The organism is Paraglaciecola aquimarina, from assembly GCF_032464635.1.
In the GTDB taxonomy this organism is placed as follows: Bacteria; Pseudomonadota; Gammaproteobacteria; order Enterobacterales; family Alteromonadaceae; genus Paraglaciecola; species Paraglaciecola aquimarina.
In genome coordinates this window covers 1,398,029-1,418,972 of the sequence record NZ_JAWDIO010000002.1, presented here as the reverse complement: position 1 = coordinate 1,418,972, position 20,944 = coordinate 1,398,029, and the positions used below count along the sequence as shown (strand labels likewise).

At 42.3% G+C, this 20,944-nt stretch carries 19 protein-coding genes; 7 read left to right on the top strand and 12 right to left on the bottom strand.

The features are described 5' to 3' along the window. Positions 1-138 precede the first annotated feature (138 nt). Entirely contained in the window at positions 139-624 is a 486-nt protein-coding gene (locus tag RS130_RS07470; RefSeq protein WP_316025437.1) for a methylated-DNA--[protein]-cysteine S-methyltransferase, read from the top strand. Further along, positions 614-1,501: a DMT family transporter gene (locus RS130_RS07465; RefSeq protein ID WP_316025436.1), complete on the top strand. Its 888-nt coding sequence runs from the start codon at positions 614-616 to the stop codon at positions 1,499-1,501. Before RS130_RS07470 ends, RS130_RS07465 begins: the two co-directional genes overlap by 11 nt. On the opposite strand, the gene RS130_RS07460 is transcribed toward RS130_RS07465, so the two are convergent. Continuing rightward, complete coding sequence (locus tag RS130_RS07460) at positions 1,493-2,917, bottom strand: sensor domain-containing diguanylate cyclase (RefSeq protein ID WP_316025435.1); 1,425 nt, start codon at positions 2,915-2,917, stop codon at positions 1,493-1,495. The two genes, RS130_RS07465 and RS130_RS07460, sit on opposite strands and share 9 nt — an antisense overlap. A 264-nt stretch (positions 2,918-3,181) precedes the next feature. Here RS130_RS07460 and RS130_RS07455 point away from each other — a divergent pair, with 264 nt between their 5' ends. Continuing rightward, positions 3,182-5,527, top strand: a complete 2,346-nt coding sequence (locus RS130_RS07455) for an agarase (RefSeq protein ID WP_316025434.1) — start codon at positions 3,182-3,184, stop codon at positions 5,525-5,527. A gap of 143 nt (positions 5,528-5,670) precedes the next feature. Beyond that, on the top strand, positions 5,671-7,029 hold the full coding sequence (gene glmU, locus RS130_RS07450; RefSeq protein WP_316025433.1) for a bifunctional UDP-N-acetylglucosamine diphosphorylase/glucosamine-1-phosphate N-acetyltransferase GlmU: 1,359 nt from the start codon (positions 5,671-5,673) through the stop codon (positions 7,027-7,029). A gap of 26 nt (positions 7,030-7,055) precedes the next feature. Here glmU and RS130_RS07445 read toward each other — a convergent pair whose 3' ends face one another. From RS130_RS07445 to RS130_RS07395, 11 genes are all read right to left on the bottom strand, one after another. Further along, a complete protein-coding gene (locus tag RS130_RS07445; protein ID WP_316025432.1) occupies positions 7,056-7,373 on the bottom strand; it encodes a hypothetical protein in 318 nt (105 codons plus the stop codon). Further along, on the bottom strand, positions 7,370-8,722 hold the full coding sequence (locus RS130_RS07440; RefSeq protein ID WP_316025431.1) for a sulfatase: 1,353 nt from the start codon (positions 8,720-8,722) through the stop codon (positions 7,370-7,372). The genes RS130_RS07445 and RS130_RS07440 overlap by 4 nt, the downstream gene beginning before the upstream one ends. Before the next feature lie 433 nt (positions 8,723-9,155). Further along, positions 9,156-9,461: a hypothetical protein gene (locus tag RS130_RS07435; RefSeq protein ID WP_316025430.1), complete on the bottom strand. Its 306-nt coding sequence runs from the start codon at positions 9,459-9,461 to the stop codon at positions 9,156-9,158. Between the two features lie 47 nt (positions 9,462-9,508). Continuing rightward, a complete protein-coding gene (locus RS130_RS07430) occupies positions 9,509-10,303 on the bottom strand; it encodes a FecR domain-containing protein (RefSeq protein WP_316025429.1) in 795 nt (264 codons plus the stop codon). Further along, the gene (locus RS130_RS07425; protein WP_316025428.1) at positions 10,296-10,856 is read right to left on the bottom strand and encodes an RNA polymerase sigma factor; all 561 of its coding nucleotides are present in this window, start codon (positions 10,854-10,856) and stop codon (positions 10,296-10,298) included. The genes RS130_RS07430 and RS130_RS07425 overlap by 8 nt, the downstream gene beginning before the upstream one ends. Positions 10,857-10,879: 23 nt before the next feature. Next, positions 10,880-11,998 (bottom strand): hypothetical protein, encoded by a 1,119-nt coding sequence (locus RS130_RS07420; RefSeq protein WP_316025427.1) that lies wholly within the window; start codon positions 11,996-11,998, stop codon positions 10,880-10,882. Beyond that, complete coding sequence (locus tag RS130_RS07415) at positions 11,998-12,786, bottom strand: FAD-dependent oxidoreductase (RefSeq protein ID WP_316025426.1); 789 nt, start codon at positions 12,784-12,786, stop codon at positions 11,998-12,000. Before RS130_RS07415 ends, RS130_RS07420 begins: the two co-directional genes overlap by 1 nt. Next, on the bottom strand, positions 12,768-13,922 hold the full coding sequence (locus tag RS130_RS07410; RefSeq protein WP_316025425.1) for an FAD-dependent oxidoreductase: 1,155 nt from the start codon (positions 13,920-13,922) through the stop codon (positions 12,768-12,770). The genes RS130_RS07415 and RS130_RS07410 overlap by 19 nt, the downstream gene beginning before the upstream one ends. Before the next feature lie 195 nt (positions 13,923-14,117). Next, positions 14,118-14,405 carry a hypothetical protein gene (locus RS130_RS07405; RefSeq protein ID WP_316025424.1) on the bottom strand — a complete coding sequence of 96 codons (288 nt, stop codon included), beginning with the start codon at positions 14,403-14,405 and terminating at the stop codon, positions 14,118-14,120. A 13-nt stretch (positions 14,406-14,418) separates the two neighbouring features. After that, positions 14,419-15,186, bottom strand: a complete 768-nt coding sequence (locus tag RS130_RS07400) for a hypothetical protein (protein WP_316025423.1) — start codon at positions 15,184-15,186, stop codon at positions 14,419-14,421. Next, positions 15,101-16,696 carry a VCBS domain-containing protein gene (locus RS130_RS07395; protein ID WP_316025422.1) on the bottom strand — a complete coding sequence of 532 codons (1,596 nt, stop codon included), beginning with the start codon at positions 16,694-16,696 and terminating at the stop codon, positions 15,101-15,103. Before RS130_RS07395 ends, RS130_RS07400 begins: the two co-directional genes overlap by 86 nt. Before the next feature lie 261 nt (positions 16,697-16,957). Between RS130_RS07395 and RS130_RS07390 the strand changes: the two genes are divergently transcribed. From RS130_RS07390 to glmS, 3 genes are all read left to right on the top strand, one after another. After that, positions 16,958-17,878, top strand: coding sequence for a polysaccharide lyase family 7 protein (locus RS130_RS07390; protein WP_316025421.1), 921 nt, complete (start codon positions 16,958-16,960; stop codon positions 17,876-17,878). Between the two features lie 222 nt (positions 17,879-18,100). After that, positions 18,101-18,868, top strand: coding sequence for a DeoR/GlpR family DNA-binding transcription regulator (locus RS130_RS07385; RefSeq protein WP_316025420.1), 768 nt, complete (start codon positions 18,101-18,103; stop codon positions 18,866-18,868). Positions 18,869-18,884: 16 nt separating this feature from the next. Beyond that, positions 18,885-20,717, top strand: coding sequence for a glutamine--fructose-6-phosphate transaminase (isomerizing) (gene glmS, locus RS130_RS07380; protein WP_316025419.1), 1,833 nt, complete (start codon positions 18,885-18,887; stop codon positions 20,715-20,717). Positions 20,718-20,944: the final 227 nt, after the last annotated feature.

Genomic DNA, 20,944 nt, shown 5'->3' with positions numbered 1-20,944 from the left:
AATGCGCGGACTTTCTCAGCCAGATATTTGGTTAGACACTGACCTGATCATCAAAAAACAATTACGCCAGCTCAAAATTAATGCTGAACTAGCCAAGCCTTGGCGTAGCTATCTCACCTTACAGCTTTGGAACATGACATGACCACAACGCACTATTCAGAATATTTATCCACGACATTTGGCCTGTTACTACTTCAAGCGAGCGAGCATGGATTAACCAGCATTACGTTTGCCAAAGATGAAAGTAAGCCTTCACTTTCGAATTTGCATACTAAAAACACAGCAAAGCAGCTCATTGAGTATTTTGCGGGAAACCGAGCAGAATTTGATATCAGCCTAGACGTACAAGGAACACATTTTCAACAACAGGTGTGGCAACAGCTTAGGCAAATTCCAATTGGCGAAACCCGCAGCTACGCACACATCGCCCAACAGATTAACAATCCTAAAGCGGTGCGAGCAGTAGGCGCAGCAAATGGACGCAATCCTATTGCGATTGTAGTACCCTGTCACCGAGTTATAGGAAGCAACGGCAGTCTAACTGGTTACGCTTGGGGAACAACAATTAAAGCGGATTTACTAGCGCTAGAACAATCAATTAGGCAACGCAACAATGCAAATTAAACACTTTTTAGAACTACTCATTTTGTCGGCAGTTTGGGGCGCTTCTTTTTTATTCATGCGCACCACAACCGGTGAATTTGGCCCTATCATGTTAGTAACGTTGCGCTCGGGAATTGCAGCTTTAGCGCTACTGCCTTTTTTTATTTACAAAAAATTACTGCCTGAATTTACATCTCAGTGGCGAGCAATTTTATTTGTAGGTTTAACCAACACTGCCATTCCTTTTTGTTTGTTTAGTTACAGTACCTTTCACTTGGGTGCTGGCTACGCTTCTATTTTAAACGCTACTGCGCCCATGTTTGGAGCATTAGTCGGATTCTTTTGGTTAAAAGACAACTTGCCCAGAATTGCTATTTTTGGATTAGGGCTAGGCTTTACAGGTGTACTGTTGCTCAGCTTAAGCAAAACCAGTGAAGACGTTGGCAATGTATTTCTTCCAACCATAGCGGCGCTAAGCGCAACTTTTCTTTACGGCCTAGCCGCATGTTATTCTAAAAAGTACCTGCAAGGCATTAGCTCACTTACCATTGCCGCTGGCAGCCAATACTTTGCAGTTTTAGCATTATTACCTGTTAGCTTTTTCTTTTGGCCAGAAACTAACCCCAGCACCGAAAGCTGGCTACAAGTCGTTGCATTAGCGCTTTTCTGTACGGCTTTTGCTTACATTTTGTATTTCAGGTTAATTGCCAATGTAGGTGCAGAACGAGCAATTACTGTCGCCTATTTAGTCCCTGTATTTGGGGTGATGTGGGGGGTAATATTCTTACAAGAAAAAGTCACCATAAGCATGTCGGTGGGCGCTTCACTTGTACTTTTTGGTGTAGCGTTAACAACAGGAGTAATCAAGCTGACTAAACCTAACAAAGGTTTAGTCTGATTTGATTAATTGCATTCTTACTACATTTCTACCATCACGCTTGGCGGTAAACAGCGCGTCATCGGCAGCAGCAATGACTTCGCTCATTGTCCGCGAGACAGCAGTAAAAGATACGCCAAAACTGGCTGTCATTTGAATAGACGTTGAGCCTGTAGTGATGGTCATCGACGACAGTTTCTTGCATAAACCTTGGCATATCTCGACCGCCTCGTGGGGACCGGTATCAGGCATGAGTAGAATAAACTCTTCACCGCCCCAGCGGCCAAGAAAGTCAGTAGACCTAACTTCTCTTTGCAACATTTGAGCAATCTGGCGCAACACAATGTCGCCCGCCTTTCTCCCGTGAGTTTCGTTAATTGGCTTAAAGTTATCTAAATCAATTAACACCAAACTGACCGACTGCTTTTCATACATCAACTCTTCAAATTTCAATGTCATATTACTGCGGTTAGACAATTCGGTTAAAATGTCTATCTGCTTAATTTTTTGCATATCTTTCTTAAAGTAATAAAGCAGGTTATAAATTAATAAAAATAAGCCAAAAATAACCCCTAGCAGGGTTACAACACTAATAATAAAGCCTCGGCTGATTTCAGTTTGACGAGACTCTAACGGTGTAATGATATACAGCGTCCAATCAAAGGGCTGAATATTCAATTCTGCTATCAACGCGGCTTGACCGTCTATATCTAATAATAAATTATTAAGTGAAGAAGCTTGCTGTTCCTCACTTAAAGACTGGAACCAAGGGAGGTCAGCTAAGTTCTTAAAGGTTGTACCTTTTACCAATAGTTCAACGTCTGAGGTAAGTGTAATGTCTTTATTTTGGTCAACAAAAATAAAGTCATAACCATACTCTTCTTTGTACTGATTAAAGACTTCAGTAAAACCCACTAAACTCTTACCCACACCAAACACTCCTAAGAAGTTGTTGTTCTGGTCGTAAATCTTTAAATCAATATAAAACTGTGGATTTTGCCATTGACCAATGTCAGCCATGGCATTCTCTGGCTGCTCTTTGTACCTAAAGTACCAATTGACCTTTTCTTCACTAAGCTCAATTTTTCGACCTTGAGAATTGTATTGCATGCGATTAATTTCACTGGCAATAAAAAAATTCAGATTAAACTCATCGTGTAAACGGGCCAACATTGCAAAAATTTCAGCTTCTTTACCTTGAGGCTGGCTCATTAGATTTTTGAGTTCTTGTGCTTCGGCCAAGGTTTCTGATATATGCAAAGGCTGCATTAGTTGCTCTACAATCAACTTTAAAGCAGGTGAATAAGAGCGCTGTTGCGCACGACTTTGTTCGGCAACAATTTTAGACACGCTAAAATGCACTAATGTAACAATTGAGATTACCACTACGGCAAACAGCATCAATATGCTTCGGTGTAATGTACGGAATATATTCACAGGCGGCCTTGCTTTTAACTTTGTCTACATTCAATTTGACAAATTGCTACAGTGGGATCTGTAACACCAACAAATCTAATAGTAACCGAGAAATCATTCTAGGGTAATCTCTGCGTGCTAATTTCGTCACTTTTTCTATGCAATTTCAGATAAATATAAAAGATGGGATATTAATTCGTCAATTTGGATTGTTAACAGTTTACAATGAATGTTAACAAGTTTATGCTTAAATAGTACTCAAAATTTTTAAGAGAATGTATCAACATGAAATCTCCATTGACACCATACTCAAATCTAAAAGTTGTGACGGCTTGCTCTCTCACTCTTATGTTAAGTTGTAGCAAAAATGACTCAGCTCAAACTCCCCATGCTAACAGCACCGATCCCTTCGCGAACGAAGTAGTGGTTCACTCTTTAGTCGACTTTGACTCTACGCAACAGTTAGATTGGCTCTCTTCCGCTAGCGCAGATTTCTCAACCAAACATCAAGCGCAAGGAAAGAACTTAGAAGTTGAATTTTCTTCAGAGCACAATATCTCTGCCCTGCGCATTCAACCCAATACGCCATGGGACTTAGCAGCCTACAAAAATTACAATTTAGCATTTGACGTAGACAATACCGGCGATGAGTCAATTCATTTGTATTTGTCACTCGAAAACCCGCAAGGGGAAATACAAAAACGTTCAATTAGTCTCCCCGTTGACTATTCTGGTACGGTGTATTTTCCTCTGAAAGGTGTTGAGGCAGAAACCGCAACAGGTTTATGGGGTGATGCGCCACCTTGGAAAACAAAAGACAGCCACATGGTTTGGCGCTCTTGGCGAGCTTCGCAAGTTAATCTAAACACCATCAAGTCTTTAACTTTTTCAACAATAGGCACTTTGGTTGATAAAAAAGTAGCCATTGACAACATTCGACTACGTCAAAATCCACAAACTGAAAGCGACTGGTTAGTAGGCATCCTAGATAAATTCGGCCAAAACGCTAAGTTAGATACCGCCCTAAAAGTGCACTCTGAAGAGCAACTAAAATCGGCTGCACAACAAGAGCTATCTGATCTAGCGAAGTCCTCTGGCATGCCAGATCGTTCAAGATTTGGTGGCTATACTGCGGGCCCCAAGTTAGCAGCGACAGGCTATTTTCGTACAGAAAAAGTGGACGGAAAGTGGTGGATGGTAGACCCTGATGGTTACTTGTATTTTTCTCACGGCCCAGCCAATGTGCGCATGGCAAACCTGACAACTATTACCGGGATTGACTATCAAGCTCCCGAAATTCGTGTAGTAAGAGATGACGAAACGACCCCTGAAGACTCAATGGGTATCATTAAAATTGCAGACTCCGTTAAGCAGACTCGTTTTGTCACCTCAGAAGTTCGCAATAATATGTTTGAGTGGCTACCTAGTTATGACGATCCACTTGCTGACCATTACAGTTACCGACGTTCTACCCACAAAGGCCCAGTAGCCCATGGTGAAACGTACAGTTTCTATCGTGCCAATTTAGAACGAAGATACGGTGAAACTGAGCCCGAGTCTTATGTAAAAGACTGGCACCAAGTAACGTTAGACCGCATGCGTGATTGGGGATTTACTTCATTTGGTAACTGGGTTGATCCAGCATTTTATGAACATGAAGAGCGCATTCCCTATTTTGCCAATGGTTGGATCATAGGAAACTTCAAAACCTTGTCGGGTAAAACTAACCACTGGGGATTAATGCCAGACCCTTACGATCCAGTGTTTACTGAGCGAGCCTTCGCCACTATTGAAGAAATTGCCGAAAACGTAAAAAGCTCACCTTGGTGTGTGGGGATTTTTATTGATAACGAGAAAAGCTGGGGTGAGCGCGAAGGATCTGTCGAAGCTCGCTATGGAGTGATTTTAGATGCGTTGTCAAAATCTGTAACCGACAGTCCTGCGAAATCGGCCTTTACTAAGTTTTTAACAAGCAAATATTCTTCTATCGCACAGCTCAATCAAAGTTGGAATACAGAGTTAGCTGATTGGTCCGAACTAGAAAATGGCGTAACTTTTACTGGGCATTCAGACATGCTGATCCAAGACTTATCAACCATGCTAGAAATGCTCGGTGAACAATACTTCACCGTAGTGCACAACACCCTAGAACAAGTACTGCCTCACCATTTATATATGGGGGCTAGAATGGCAAACTGGGGAATGCCTGATGAGATCATTAAAGCATCTCTTAAATATTCAGATGTACTAAGTTTTAATATATACGAAGAAGGCGTTCAAGAGCATTTCTGGAAATTTTTAGAAGACGTAGACTTGCCTGTTACTATTGGTGAATTCCATATTGGCACAGCAACCGATTCAGGCTTGTTTAACTATGGAATAGTGCATGCTGCGAATCAAACGGAACGCGCCAATATGTACAGAAAGTATATGGCCAGCGTACTTGATAAACCTTACATGGTTGGCGCACATTGGTTTCAATATGTAGACGAACCTATCACTGGGCGCTCATTCGACGGAGAAAATGCCAATATAGGATTTGTCACAGTTACCGACATCCCCTATCCTGAACTTATTCAAGCAGTCAAAGATGTCACGTCTACCATGTACCCCAAACGGTACGGTAAATAAGGCTCTCACCTACGCCAAGGTAAAGCAAACACACGCTTTTCCTTGGCTTTTTTAGTTAATTCTAACGTTAATTTTTATTCCACCATGACTTACCCTTTTAGATTGGTATAAAATACCGCCAGCAATTTACTCAAGGGACATATATGGCATTTTCAGTAGTTATACTAGCGGCAGGAAAAGGAACGAGAATGAAATCTTCTCTTCCTAAAGTACTTCATCCAATTGGTGGTAAACCCATGGTGCAACGCATCATTGACACAGTGAACACCATTGGCGCTCGTTCAATCAATCTTATATACGGACATGGCGCAGAGCAGTTACAAAGTGCTTTACAGCACAATTCGTTAAATTGGTGTTTGCAAGCTGAGCAGCTCGGCACTGGGCATGCGGTTCAGCAAGCGGTTCCCAATATTGAAGACAATGAAGATGTGTTAATTTTAGTTGGCGATGCCCCACTCATTAAACCATCTACACTAGAACAACTTATTGCCATCAAACAAAATGCCGATTTAGCCCTGCTAACTGTTCATTTGGACGATCCAACTGGCATGGGACGTATTATTCGAGAAGGCGACCAAGTAACAGCCATCGTAGAACACAAAGATGCCACTGAACAGCAACAGCAAATCAACGAAATCAATACCGGCATGATGATCATGTCTGGTAAAGACTTAAAACGTTGGCTAGGTAATTTAAACAGTAATAACGCCCAAGGTGAGTTTTACTTAACTGATGTCATCGCAATGGCGGCCGCTGAAGGTAAAACCATTAAAGCGTCACATCCAAGCTCTGCAATAGAAGTTGAAGGCATTAATAATCGCATGCAGCTAGCCAAAATCGAGCGAGCGTTTCAGTTCGAGCAAGCACAAATAGTGATGGCCCAAGGCGTAAGTTTAAATGATCCACACAGGTTTGACTTACGCGGAGAGCTTAGCGTCGGTCAAGACATCAATATTGACGTGAACGTCGTGATAAAGGGTAACGTTAGCATCGGCTCAAATGCGCAAATAGGCCCTAACTGTATTCTGATTGACTGCAATATTGCCGAAGGTGCAGTTATTGAAGCCAACTCAATTGTCGAACAAGCCGATGTTGGAGAGAACTGCAGCGTTGGGCCATTCGCCCGTTTGCGCTCAGGCGCAGTTATGCATCAGAACGCCAAGGTAGGTAACTTTGTTGAAATGAAAAAAACCATACTGGGTAAGGGTTCTAAAGCGAATCACTTAACCTATTTAGGTGACACAGTTGTTGGCGAAGGCGCAAACATTGGTGCGGGTACTATCACCTGCAATTACGATGGCGTGAACAAATTCAAAACAGAAATTGGTGACGGTGCATTTATTGGCTCGAATTCGTCCTTAGTAGCACCTGCCTCAATCGGAAAAAACGCCACTGTCGGCGCAGGTTCAATCATTACTAAATCAATTGAAGACGGCGAACTTGCTATCGCCCGCGCAAAGCAGCGTAACATTGGTGGTTGGGAGCGCCCCACTAAAAAATAAAACTTAACCTACAATCAATGCCGCAACTAAATAGCTGCGGCATTGTTTTTGAGTGTTAAACTGGCTTTGAGCTCAACTAACAAACGCTTCACTAGTTCAGGTTTGTTTACAGCAATGTTTTTGCTCTCCTGTTGATCGTTATTATGGTCATATAATTCAATGTATACAGCGGGCTTACTAATATCCCTAGAGTCCAGCCAAGCAATTAATCGATATTGCTCGGTTCGCATCGAATACCCCATTAAGTGACGCTCGAATAGCTCCCTGTCCCATTTTTTAGGAAACTGTTTTTTGATCTTATTTTCAACCCGCTCAATAAGCTCGCCAAAATACGTTTCTCTCATTCCATGAGTCTTAAAGGAAACGCCCCCCACTCTCGCAAAGCTGGCGCAGGAAATTGACTAAATACAGCAGGCTTCCAAGGTAAGCCCGGGGCGGTCAGTAGCTGAGCCATACTTTTGCCTTCTAACGCATTAGGCATAGGCAACCCAGCCAACTCAACAAGGGTAGGATAAATGTCCACCAGCTCTACAAGAGCATTTGAATGTTGGCCGGCTGCTCGATGTCGAGTATCTGGCGTTGAGAAAATTAGCGGTACTCTGGTCGCAATTTCGTAATTGCTCGCTTTTCCCCAAATCCCCATTTCTCCTAAGTGATACCCGTGATCACTCCACACAACAAAAATAGTGTTATCTAACATCCCCTGTTGTTTTAAAGATTCTATTAGTCTACCTACTTGCGCATCAATATAACTAACACAGGCCAAATAAGCATGTTTCAACTTCACCCCCAATTCCGCTGAAATAGGCTCTGAGTTTGGCACATCTGCAAAGGTTCTTAGTTCAAACGAAGCATGCAGGCCCATACTTGCGCCATTAAGAGGAGGGGCTGTAATTGAGGCTTGTTTAATATCTTCAACATTGTACATATCCCAATATTTTTTAGGCGCAATCCAAGGCAAATGAGGTTTATGTAACCCAAAGCCCACGAAAATAGGTTTGTCAGAAGCACTGCGCATTTGGCGAATAGTTTCAATTGCCAAGTCAGTATTAAAGCCATCAATATATTGGTTATCTGCTACGTCAGCACCTTCTGTGGCCGGACCTCGACCCAAACCGTATTTGGCCTGCTCACCATATTTGGCTACCATTTTTTGACGATTATCCACTTGTTGCTGCCTATTAGCGGCAATTGCGTAGGTCTGTGGACGAGGCGTGCCATCTTTTAGGGCCTTATGCTGTACAGGCCAATTCCATGAATTATTGTCGTCTTTATCACCATGATGAAATATCTTACCAACATAGGCGGCGTGATAACCTTGTTGAATAAAATATTGGGGTAAGGTCACTATGTCAGGAATTTTATCTCTAAACTTGATGTAGTTATGCGTTACGCCCACAGTGTTAGGCCGAAGACCGGTTAAAACGCTGGCTCTAGATGGCCCACAAATAGGAAACTGAGCATATGCTCGATCAAAAGTCACGCCTTGCAAAGCTAACTTATCTAAGTGTGGCGTTTTAGCTACCTTATCACCATATACACCTAACATTGGTCTTAAATCATCAATTGAAATAAATACCACATGAGGTGTTTTGTTTGCGGGTATTTTGGCAGGCTCAGAAGCGCCCAAACTACCAAAAGGCAGAATCGCCATTAAACTAAGTCCTAATCGGTACAAACCTATACATTTCATCTTATATTTATTCTCTTGTTGCGGTTGTTGAATCGTTAACCTGAATTTGGTTATGCTTAATTAGATTTAAAATTTGTCGATGTGGTAAAGCCGAATCGAATATATACACCTCATCGACAGCCCCTTAAAAAATCGATGTTTCTGCTCTTTGTTATGCAAATTTTTATAAGCAATATTTCGCCCCATGCGTAAGGGTTGAGAATCGATATCTCGCAACTTTGTATACACTTTAGCGATCGACTTTTCTGAAGTTTGCTCTAAAACCCCATCGATATAAATCAATACATGGGTAGCAAGGTTGGCATGCTTCCCACCAAATAAAACAACAGCGACGTGATGCCACTTTTGGTCTCGCAAATCTGTGGTACCTATAATTTCACCGTGATTGGTCCCGATTCTAATTCGCCCCAGTAAGCCTAGTTCGGCCGATGGATTAGGCGAGATTTGCCAAGGCAGACAACACTTCTGGTAGCCCCCAACTGACTATGCCATATCCATTGTTAACTGAAAAATTCTTAGGCACTTTCACCCACATTGCGACAGTCCGAGGTTTATTACCTTCTATGCCTTTAAATTGAGTTTCTAGCCAATTGTTAATCCCATCAAAAGACATGGCTTGGCCATATTTTCCAGCCACCAAACTTTGTTCAATCTTAGCTTGATCCAACGTTTTGAACTCAGCATTAAAACATTCCCCTCCAATGCCGGGTCCTTGACAAAGAAATTGTTGATCCTGCACGTTATCAAACGACCAATGTAAATAAGCTGGTTGCTCGATTGAATGACCTATGGCAATACGCGCATAAAAAGGTGGGGCTGGCTTTTAATAATCTGCACTTGTTGATCGCCACTAAATGTACGGCCTTGGTTTTGAATAAGATGTTCATAAGACACACTTTTATTGGCTCTGACTTTAATTTCTCCTTCTAAAACATGTACCTCTGAATCACCTGATTTATCTACCTTCACCGCAAATTCGGTGCCTAAGTCGATAATTTCAGAGCTAGGCGTAAGGACCTCAAACCCTATAGCATTTTGTGGTACTTTCGCTACCAACTGGCCTTGCAGAAGCTCTATTTTATCAGCACTAGTAATATCTAGTTCTAACGGCCCTTCTAGCACTAATGTCACGCCATTAATCAACTTTAATTCTGCATAACCAGTGGATAAGCTAAATCGACCCGCCTTGACCTGATAACCGTCAGTTAATTCACGTTGCTGATAACTAGCCCCGACGGAATTAACTATTTCTCCCATATTTTTATCGGCACTTAACGACAACACTAATACCAAGAAGAATGCAGCCAAAGAAGCACATAGTGCGAAACGTTTACGGTTAAATAAGGGATATAATACATTTGCTTTCTGACTTACATCTTTATCAAAAGCGGCAACAAAATCATCCATAAATTGACTATCAGATTTCGCCTCCCGTTTATGTTTCAGCAACCTTTCAAACGCGACATCTTCAGCCAACACCTGCCTTAATTCAGCTGATGTTACACTTGCCTTAAGTAATGCCTTTTCTACATCTTCTCCAGCCAAATAGGCTGCAATTAACGCTTTGTTGTGTTTATTCATTATCCGTTCCTAAGCGTCTAGCCACACATTTTTTTAGGGCATCACGAATACGATATAAGCGCATGGTGATAGTGGAGTGTTTGTCTTGGGTCATCTGGCTTAGTTGTTGTATCGAGTAATTCTTGAAGTAATACAAACTCAAGCACTCATAAGCTTTGTGATCTAATTCTGTAAGACACAAATTTAAAGCCGCCATGGCGTCATTAGATGAGTCACAAAGGGGCAACGCTTCAATCTGTTGATTAATTAACGCTTCTAAATTATCAGTATTGCTATCTTCTGTTGGGTTAAATTTTCGCTCATGGTTACGCAACTTGTTTAAAGCTATACCGGCTAACCACGAGTTGAACAAAGATATATCTTTCAGTTGCGCAATTTTATCGAAAGCCAAGATGAAGGTTTCTTGCGCGATATCATCTACATCCCTTAAATGGCGGCTCCTAGAGGCAATAAAAGCCCTTAATCGAGACTGATTCATAGCCACTAGTTTACAATAAGCTTGTTTATCACCCTTTTGAGCAAGATCTATCAATTCGCTTGATGAACTACTCAAGTTTGAAATCCTTGTATGCCACCTTAAAGACGCTCCGCGTGAGTCTGAGAAAATGAGTTAAGTACTTGCTGTTCTGCCTGTGGTAACGGGTAACCGCTCAGCAACCAATATACCCCTCGCGCTTTAAGAAAGTCCTGATCATTTAAAATCGCGACTAAATTAATTAGAACGTCTTCTGATAAGACAGAGTAACTAGTTAACAGGGTTAAGATTAAATTCGATATTTGAAAATCTTCAGCTTTAGCTAGCAACTCAACTAACGCTAGGCTCATTTCATTAGATGAAGTCAAATTTTGTTCTTGTATTGATTCCAAGGTTTTTACCAATAACGCGTTATCGTCTTGCGCTAATAAACCCAACACCGCTTGTTGATATTGCTGTTTAGGTAATCCTTCTAAATAATCAATAATGGGGGTTTGCAAAAGCGTTTGATTCAATAAGCTTTTATCAAGCAGCTTACTCCGGGTTTCGTCATCGAACTCTTTTTTCTTTGCTAGTTGTTCTATAGCAAATATTTGCTGCGAGAGATCTGCACTTGTTAATAAAGCGGTCAGTTCCGATACGTTTTTCTGCCTACCGCTAATATCTCGAATAATCTGTGTTATCTCACCGTTGGCATAATGCCATAAGGTATAGCATGTCCAAATAGCGCCCTCCACCGTATCTTGTTTGTGAATACTCACTGTTGCGCCTGATAAAGCATCAACAGCATTACCACTACGATTTTGACTTACCAATTCGGCAGGATAAAGCGTTGCTAACCCTGACTGTTCATTGTGCAAAATAGCATCAAGCTTTTTATAATCCTCAGTAGCAAAATCTTCTGCATTACCCTTTTCTAGTTGAACATTTTCAGCAAGCTCATATTTTTTATATCTACCCAAAGGATCCCAGAACATTCTAACCTTATCTAATTTACACACGTTTTCACCGCAAAAAACAGAATTTACATCCATATAAAATTCTGTATTTGTGCTATCGGCTTTCACTTCGAATAAGCTTGCCTCTATCGGTTTCTCACTTTTATTGCCTTGATGGTCAAAACTCACTTGATGTTTAATTACCCTTACCTCTGCATCATCATAAGCAGCGAGAAATATAAAACACATCACAGCCAACAAGATAAAAAACAAAGCTTTCATTAAGCGTAAGCCCTAATTTCAAACAGTTTTGCACTAGGTTTTCCGTAGGTTTCTAACACTGATATTTTAATTGCACTGGTTTTAATAGCAGCAAATTTCACTTTGATTAGTCGCGAGCGATTATGGGTGATTTTTCCTACAGTCAGCCAACGTCCATTCACTCTCGCTTCGACACGTAAAGACTTAAGCATTTCTTGCGGCACACTGTTGGCATAAAGTTCATCATCTTTGGAGTCTTTTCTCATCATGATGTTGCGCTTTACATTGGTATCGCACTTGATTTCTAGCTGTGAAATATTGACTGGGTCTAGCCATTCCAATTGCACATCAGCTGGTAATCCTTTTGACTGCCAGTGGTGGACTTTGCCATCTATATCTCGCGACCAGCCATTGGTTAACAAATTAACGTCTCCCGATTGTGTAGACGAGGCAACCAAAGCTGCGGCTTTTCTGGCTAAATCAGCAGGATCTTTTGCCGGACGCTTAGGTATAAACATATCGTCCCTCAATAACTGCTCTTGTAATTCGTTCATATGTGATTGATATATTTTTCTGGGTAACACATTCTTTTCCACACACAAATGTCCCGCCGTACCTACAGCTTGTCCCATCAATGCACAGGTAGCCATAATTCTCGACGACGCTAGGGCAATATGTGTTTGACTAACATTTCGTCCTGCAAAGAGTAAATTCGGAACATTTTTGGAATATAAAGATCGGAAAGGAATTTGGTACACTTCATCAAAATGCGCATGAAAAATTGTCGGCGCTAAGTGAATATTTTCCATCCCCCTGGGTTATGTTCATCTATCCCCCAACCACCAAAAGCGACTGCGTCTGCAAAGTGTGTCAACCCCGTTAAATCTCTTTCATGATGAATATAATCACCTATAAATCGTCGTGATTCTCGTCTTGAAGGTAACGAGCCGACCCAATCTAAGGCTAGATTTTTTGATTCGGGAAACTTTCCTGAATTTTTGATGTAATCCCAGACGCCATGCAAATATCCCATTAGTTTATGTCGATTAACTTCTTGATCAGCAATAATGTCATCATCACTGCCAACTTCAATCCACCATATTCCTTCATGATAGGCATTAAATTTTCGCCTTTTGTGCGCATTTTCCGCATCAAATTTAATCGCCCAAGATGGGGCGGTATAAGGAATAGGTTTACCCATATCTTTAGCTGACATGAGCAACGACGCTCCCATTTGCCAACCATCTGGTTGGTCGGGTGCAAAGGTTTCGTTAAACTCACTTTTGCCTTCTCGTCCCGTGCGATATTCTGCCCCCGCCTTGGCTGCAACCAAACCATCACCAGAACAATCAACAAATAACTTAGCATGTAAAATCAGTTCTTTTTCAGTGGTCAATTGCCAACATCTAACAGAAGCAATTTGCTCACCTTTCATAGTGACGTCAATTGCTTGAGTATTTAGCATAAGCTCAATGTTTTTTTCACGTATAACAAAGTCGTACAAGACATGATCCCAAACAGGAAAAGATTCTTGGGGGTTCTCAAATCGATTATGCAACAGCATTTCTTCAATGATGCCGGTTTCACGCTCTGCCAAACCAGTTTTAAGACGATTGACACCATTTAAATGTACACGCATTTCGCTAGACGCATTACCACCTAAAACAGGCCTATCTTGTACCAATGCCACTTTAGAACCTAACCTAGCAGCAGACACAGCAGCGCAAATACCTGCGGCTCCCCCGCCTAATACAACCAAATCATATTCATGCTCTTCATAACGTTTGGGCAATCCTTTTTTGCCCGTACCTAAATGATACCAATCATCTAATTCTCGTTCGGCCAAACCGGTACTTTGGCAAGAAGATGCGGCAGCAGATACTGGAGATAGTCCAGCCGATACGAGACCAGCAGTACCCAATTTAAAAAATTGACGTCTTTTCATATATAGCTCACTTACTTGGATTTATTTGGTCCGATATAAGTGAGTGTGCTAGCAACTAAAAATGACACTAAATTATTTTACAAAACAAAAAAAAGCCCCTAAGAAATCAAACTTAGGGGCTTTAACGTCTGCAAAATGTAGTCATGGCACTCACTCAGTATGAAGTCTATCTTCAAGCTGAGTGAGTTGTCTTTGCTAGGGTTCCGTTCCTACAACCGCTTCCGAGGTCGCTGAGCTATAAGGCGACTGATCTAAATCGTAGCCGTCTGTATAGCTTTCAAAGTCATCTGTAAATACCGAAACGGTGCCAGCGGTATCAGAGTAAATAGCGACGTCATCAATTTTAAAAGTACTGTCAGGTGACAGCGCAGCATCATTATCGGCAAGCCTAAATGCGACAGCGGTAACCCCTCCAATTGCATTCGCGCCTGAAGTAAGAACGTCTGCGGTGACAGAAACACCATCGATTTTAACCGTGATCACCGGCGGAGTTGTATCATCTGCCGCTTGCTAAGGTAATTTCCACGTCTTGCCATGTATCAGGGTTAAAAGCATTAGCTATATCTATGGTTTGGTCACGCAGTACAAACTTGTTCGTTTGAATACGTAAATCAGCAATCGCCCGGCTGCTAGAAGTACTATTGGCGCTGTTAAACAGCGTAATGTAAGCGTCTTTATTATCGGTATCAGTATCTTGCGGGTTGATGTTGGTTGTATTCGCCGCTTTATTAAATGAAACACTCAATTTACCGGTCAGTTGGGCTGCCGGTAAAACATATCTAAGCTCACCGGTATCTCCATCATTAGATGTACCCTGCACCGTTTCACCAAGAGTGTCACGAATTATAGCGATTTGATTACCACTCACTCCTGGGCCTGATGTCGAGCCATTACCACCTGTGGCATCAGCTCTCAATTCAACCACCGCTTCTGAGGTCGCTGAGCTGTAGGGCGACTGATCTAAATCGTAACCGTCTGCATAGCTTTCGAAGTCATCTGTAAATACCGAAACCGTGCCAGCAGTATCAGAGTAAATAGCAACGTCATCAATTTTAAAAGTACTGTCAGGTGACAGCGCGGCATCATTATCGGCAAGCCTAAATGCGACAGCGGTAACCCCTCCAATTGCATTCGCGCCTGAAGTAAGAACGTCTGCGGTGACAGAAATACCATCAATTTTAACCGTGATCACCGGCGGAGTTGTATCTTCTGCCGCTTGTACAGGTAATTTCCACGTTTTGCCATGTATCAGGATTAAAAGCATTGGCTATATCTATGGTTTGATCACGCAGTACAAATTTGTTCGTTTGAATACGCAAATCAGCAATCGCCCGGCTACTAGAAGTACTATTGGCGCTGTTGAACAGCGTAATGTAGGCGTCTTTATTATCGGTATCAGTATCTTGCGGGTTGATGTTGGTTGTATTCGCCGCTTTATTAAATGAAACACTCAATTTACCGGTCAGTTGGGCTGCCGGTAAAACATATCTAAGCTCACCGGTATCTCCATCATTAGATGTACCTTGCACCGTTTCACCAAGAGTGTCACGAATTATAGCTGCTTTGGTATTCACCACTGTGGAACCTGTAATCGTTACGACCAATAAGCCTATGGTGCCATCAAGTGATTCCACAATTATTTCATCGTCTACAGAATCGCTGGCATTGGCTAAGCCTGCAATGGTTGCGTCTGTGGTATCAAGGGAATAAGTCCAGCTACCATTTTCCTGAATCGAGAACGTACCATAGCTGGTAGCGGTATCCGTTTGACTAATTAAGAGCTCATCGCCAGGGTCTACGTCAGTCACCGTTATTACGCCCGTGTGGGTACCTTGATTATTGGTCACATTAGTTGACAAGCCAGCAAAGGTCGCCTCAGAATTTTCAAGTCTCACCGCACCGGTAGGACTTGAGGTTAGGTTTTCAACAAACCCATCATCATCGGTATAAACGGCGGTTACCGTAATCACTAGACCATTCATAGCGGTAGTTAGCAATAAAGTGGCACTTGTTTCGCCGTCAATTATCTCACCATCCGCCAACCAAGAATAAACAGTGGTACCAGACACACCATTATCATCAGTAATAGATGCGGTTAGCGTTTTACCTACGGTTAACTCACCACTTATCCCCACCACGCCCACTTTGTTCAAAGCGAGCAACACAGCGGAAGTAGCAGTTGAGGTAACTGATTCATCATAGGCTGCATCATCGGCATAATGTGCCATGACCGTAATTGTTTTACCTACATCGTCGGTCGTTGGTATATAAGTCATAGAAGTGGCACCACTAATAGCCACCCCGTCTGCCATCCAACTGTAGGTGATATTACCTGTCACGCCTTCTGCATCAGTCACAGCTGCAGTTAAGGTTTCACCAACCGCTGCATCACCAGATATAGTTACCGCTCCTGAGGTATTGTTGGCCACACCATAAACAGTGCTAGTGGCACTTGATAATGGCCCTTCGGTATAACCTAGCTCATCGGTATACACCGCTTTTACCGAAACAGTATTGCCCACTTGAGCGCTAGCTAAAACATAAGTAGAAGAAGTCGCGCCAGCAATGGGAGCCCCCTCTGCTAACCACTGATATGAAACATTACTCGCCGTATCGGCATCTGTCACAGTCGCACTCAAGGTTTCACCTACTACTGCTGTGCCTGAAATAGCCACCGAACCTACAGTGTTATCTGCCCCACCAGTAACAGAGTCATCACTACAAGCAGTCAAAGCGGCGCATATTGCGCATAATGTAAATACTCTTAACTTCATAATCATTCTTCTCTCTATGAATACGTTTTATGTAAGTATCGAACCTTACAAACCTTTACCAGAAATCACTTTATTGTATTACCAATTTGTAACACCCTTTGGTCTAATGTAATCATAATTCAACAATAGATACCAGCACACTTTACCAATACGTAACATTTTTATGACAACAACCTTGAGTTTAGATAAAAAATATAACCCCAAAGGGTATTTATCTGAAATAAACTCAAAAATTGGTAATACCAATATAGGAATTTGTACATGCTTAAACTCTTTTTGAAAATGTCACTTGCCCTCATTTCCACTTGCTTGTTCACAACCGCTCAAGCAAACACACTCGACCCTACCCAACCCCCATCCAGTAACTTCGACTTAACAGATTGGAACATCAGTATTCCAATCGACAGCAATAAAGACGGCAAAGCCGATACCGTGCCTGAAAAATATCTTGCTAAGGGATTCACCATTAAGCCTTTTTTCTATACCGGACAAGATGGTGCTATGGTTTTTATGAGTCATGTCGGCGGCGCAAAAACCTCTAAAAACACTAAATATTCGCGCACCGAATTAAGAGAAATGTTACGACGGGGAAAAACAACGGTTGCAACCAAAGGGTTAAGCAAGAACAACTGGTTATTTAGCACTGTGTCTTCTCGTGAACACAAAAAAGTAGGAGGAATAGACGGCAGGCTAGAAGCCACGCTCGCGGTCAACGCGGTCACCACTACTGGCGATCCTAAGCAAGTAGGACGGGTTATCGTAGGCCAAATTCATGCCAAAGATGATGAACCCGCTAGGCTCTACTATCGCAAATTACCCAATAATACAAAAGGTTCACTATATTTAGCCCATGAACCACTAGGTGGCGACGATCAATACTACGAGTTTGTTGGGTCTCGGGCCAGCAATGCCAAAGATCCCGAAGACGGCGTAGCACTTAATGAAAAGTTCAGTTATATCATCGATGTAAAAGGGCACACATTAACCGTTACTATCAGCCGAGTGGGCAAACCAGATATAACCCATGTGGTAAATATGGAGAAAAGTGGTTACGACAAGAAGGACCAATACATGTATTTCAAAGCGGGAGTGTATAATCAAAACAACACTGGCGATCCTAATGACTACACGCAAGCGTCTTTCTATAGACTAGTTAATAGTCATAAAAATTATAAACACTAAACTAACATCCTCTCTTTTAAGGGGCTGCATAAGTAATCTTGCAGCCCTACTACTATAGTTGGCCTTCTCGCTATTTCCCTACCGCACTAACCTAACTCCCATTTGGGCTAGTGAGCACGCACAGGTACACAATTAAATACTTACGAATCGTAACTTATACTTGAATAGTGCCAAGCAAATCCGTAACATCCCTTTCGATTCGGAAGATAGAGTATCATTAAAGTGCAAAAACGAAATACCCAACAACGGCGCAGAGCAATAATTGAGTGCCTAAATAAAGAAGGCGAAGTTTCTGTAGACACCCTATCCAAAGCCTTTGCCACTTCAGAAGTAACAATACGTAAAGATCTCGCAGAATTAGAAAACAACGGCCTTCTACTTAGAAAATATGGCGGCGCAGTTTTATTGCCCACCGAATCATCAGAATTATCAAGTGAAACGGTTTCAATTCGAAAGAAAGCGATTGCCAAATTAGCCGTAACCCTAATTAAAGATCATAACCGCATCATTATTGATAGCGGCAGCACTACCTCAGCATTAATTCCTGAGCTTAAAAGTAAACTAGGCCTAGTCGTGATGACGAATTCATTGCATGTGTCAACCTCATTGCTCGAACTAGAAAACGAACCCAAAATGCTTATGACAGGTGGTACTTGGGATAGCCAGTCACACTCCTTTCAAGGGCAAATGGCCGAGCAAATGTTAGCCGCATATAATTTTGACCAGGCATTTTTGGGAGCGGCCGGATTAGATGTGGAAAAAGGCTCAACCACATTTAACGAATTGACCCACTTAAGTCGAGTTATGGCAAAAGTGTCGAATCAAGTTATAGTGATGGCCGAATCAGAAAAATTACAGCGAAAAATTCCTAACGTGGAATTACCTTGGCAGTCTATTTCGATACTGATTACCGACGATCAAATAGATTTAGCCAGTAAACAAAGAATTGAACAACAAGGTGTCACAGTCATGTGCGCCTCAACCCAATAAACTCGGAGAGAAGAATATGTGTGGGATAGTTGGCGCCATAGCCGAACGAAATGTAGTAGAGATTTTACTTGAAGGACTAAGAAGACTCGAATACCGAGGCTACGACTCAGCTGGTGTTGCATTGCTTGACGACCAAGGCAACCTCAACCGAACGCGCCGAATTGGTAAAGTGAAAGAACTGGCCGACGCCCTACATGAGACACCAATCAAAGGCACTACCGGCATAGCCCACACACGCTGGGCAACGCATGGTGGTGTTACCGAAGCTAACGCTCACCCACATTTTTCTACCGAACGCATTGCCGTAGTCCACAACGGCATAATCGAAAACTATCAAAGCTTACGTAGCGAGCTAACCACTAAAGGCTACGGATTTAGCTCTGACACCGACACCGAAACCATTGCTCACCAAGTGCATTTTGAACTAGATCAATGCAACGACTTACTAGCAGCCGTACAACAGTCTGTGAAAAAATTTCGCGGAGCTTACGGCACAGTGATCATGGACAAACAAAATCCAGAACGCATCATAGTGGCACGTTCTGGTAGCCCATTGGTAATTGGCCTAGGAATAGGCGAAAACTTTATTGCGTCTGACCAAATGGCACTGTTACCCGTTACCCGACGTTTTATGTTTTTAGAAGAAGGCGACGTTGCCGAAATTACTCGCACCAGCATTAAAGTGTATGCTGCAAATGGACAACCTGTAGAACGGGAAATAACCGAATCTAACGTTGAGCACGATGCCGGCGACAAAGGTGGTTACCGCCACTACATGCTAAAAGAAATTCACGAACAACCAGCAGTAGTACGCAACACACTAAACGGTCGTCTAAGTGAAGATGGTATTAGCGCGAATATCTTTGGCCACGGTGCAGATGAACTACTAGCAGGTATAAAACACGTACAAATTATTGCTTGCGGGACCAGCTATCACTCAGGCATGACCGCCCGTTACTGGCTAGAGCAATACGCCAACGTATCTTGCAATGTCGAAATCGCCTCTGAATTTCGTTACAGAAAGTCTTATGTTCACCCCAATAGTTTAATTGTTACCATCTCTCAATCTGGTGAAACAGCCGATACATTAGCTGCGCTTAGACTAGCTAAAGAACAAGGCTACGCCGCAAGTTTAACCATTTGTAATGTCCCCGGCTCTTCACTCGTGCGTGAATCTGACTTAGCCTTTATGACCCTAGCAGGCGCCGAAATAGGCGTAGCATCGACCAAAGCCTTCACCACTCAGCTGACCGGTTTTCTTATGCTAACACTAGCATTAGGTCAACATAACAACATGGCTCAAGCAGACCACGACAGCATTGTTAGTGCACTGCACTCTCTACCAGAAAAGTTAGAAGAAACCTTACAACTTACCGACGGCATTAAAGACCTAGCCGAAGAATTTGCCGACAAACACCACAGCTTATTTTTAGGCCGTGGCGACCAATACCCCATTGCAATGGAAGGCGCACTTAAGTTAAAAGAAATTTCGTATATCCACGCCGAAGCCTATGCATCAGGCGAACTAAAGCACGGTCCACTAGCCCTAATCGACGAAGAAATGCCGGTAATTGTGGTGGCACCTAACAATGAATTATTAGAGAAGCTCAAGTCAAACGTAGAAGAAGTACGCGCCCGAGGCGGCATTATGTATGTATTTGCCGACAAACAAGCCAACTTTCAAAGCGACAACAGCATGCGAGTTATTAACGTACCTCACTGCGAAGCGGCCATAGCGCCTATCGTCTACACGATCCCGCTACAATTGTTGTCGTACTACGTGGCCGTAATAAAAGGCACAGATGTAGATCAGCCAAGGAACTTAGCAAAATCCGTAACTGTGGAATAAATGGTGTAGGTTTTAGATGTTATTGTGCGAGTACATTAATGTTTGAAACTGGATATTAAAGTTTGAAACTAGACATTAAAGTTTGAAACTAAGCCAATAACATTAACCCGCAGTTCTGCGGGTTTTGTCTTTTAGTCGGATTGGTTGCTCAAATCACTAAAATAGTGGAATAATGCGTAAAAGGATTATTTGTTAAAATAATAAGAAATTGAGTAACTTAATTTGCT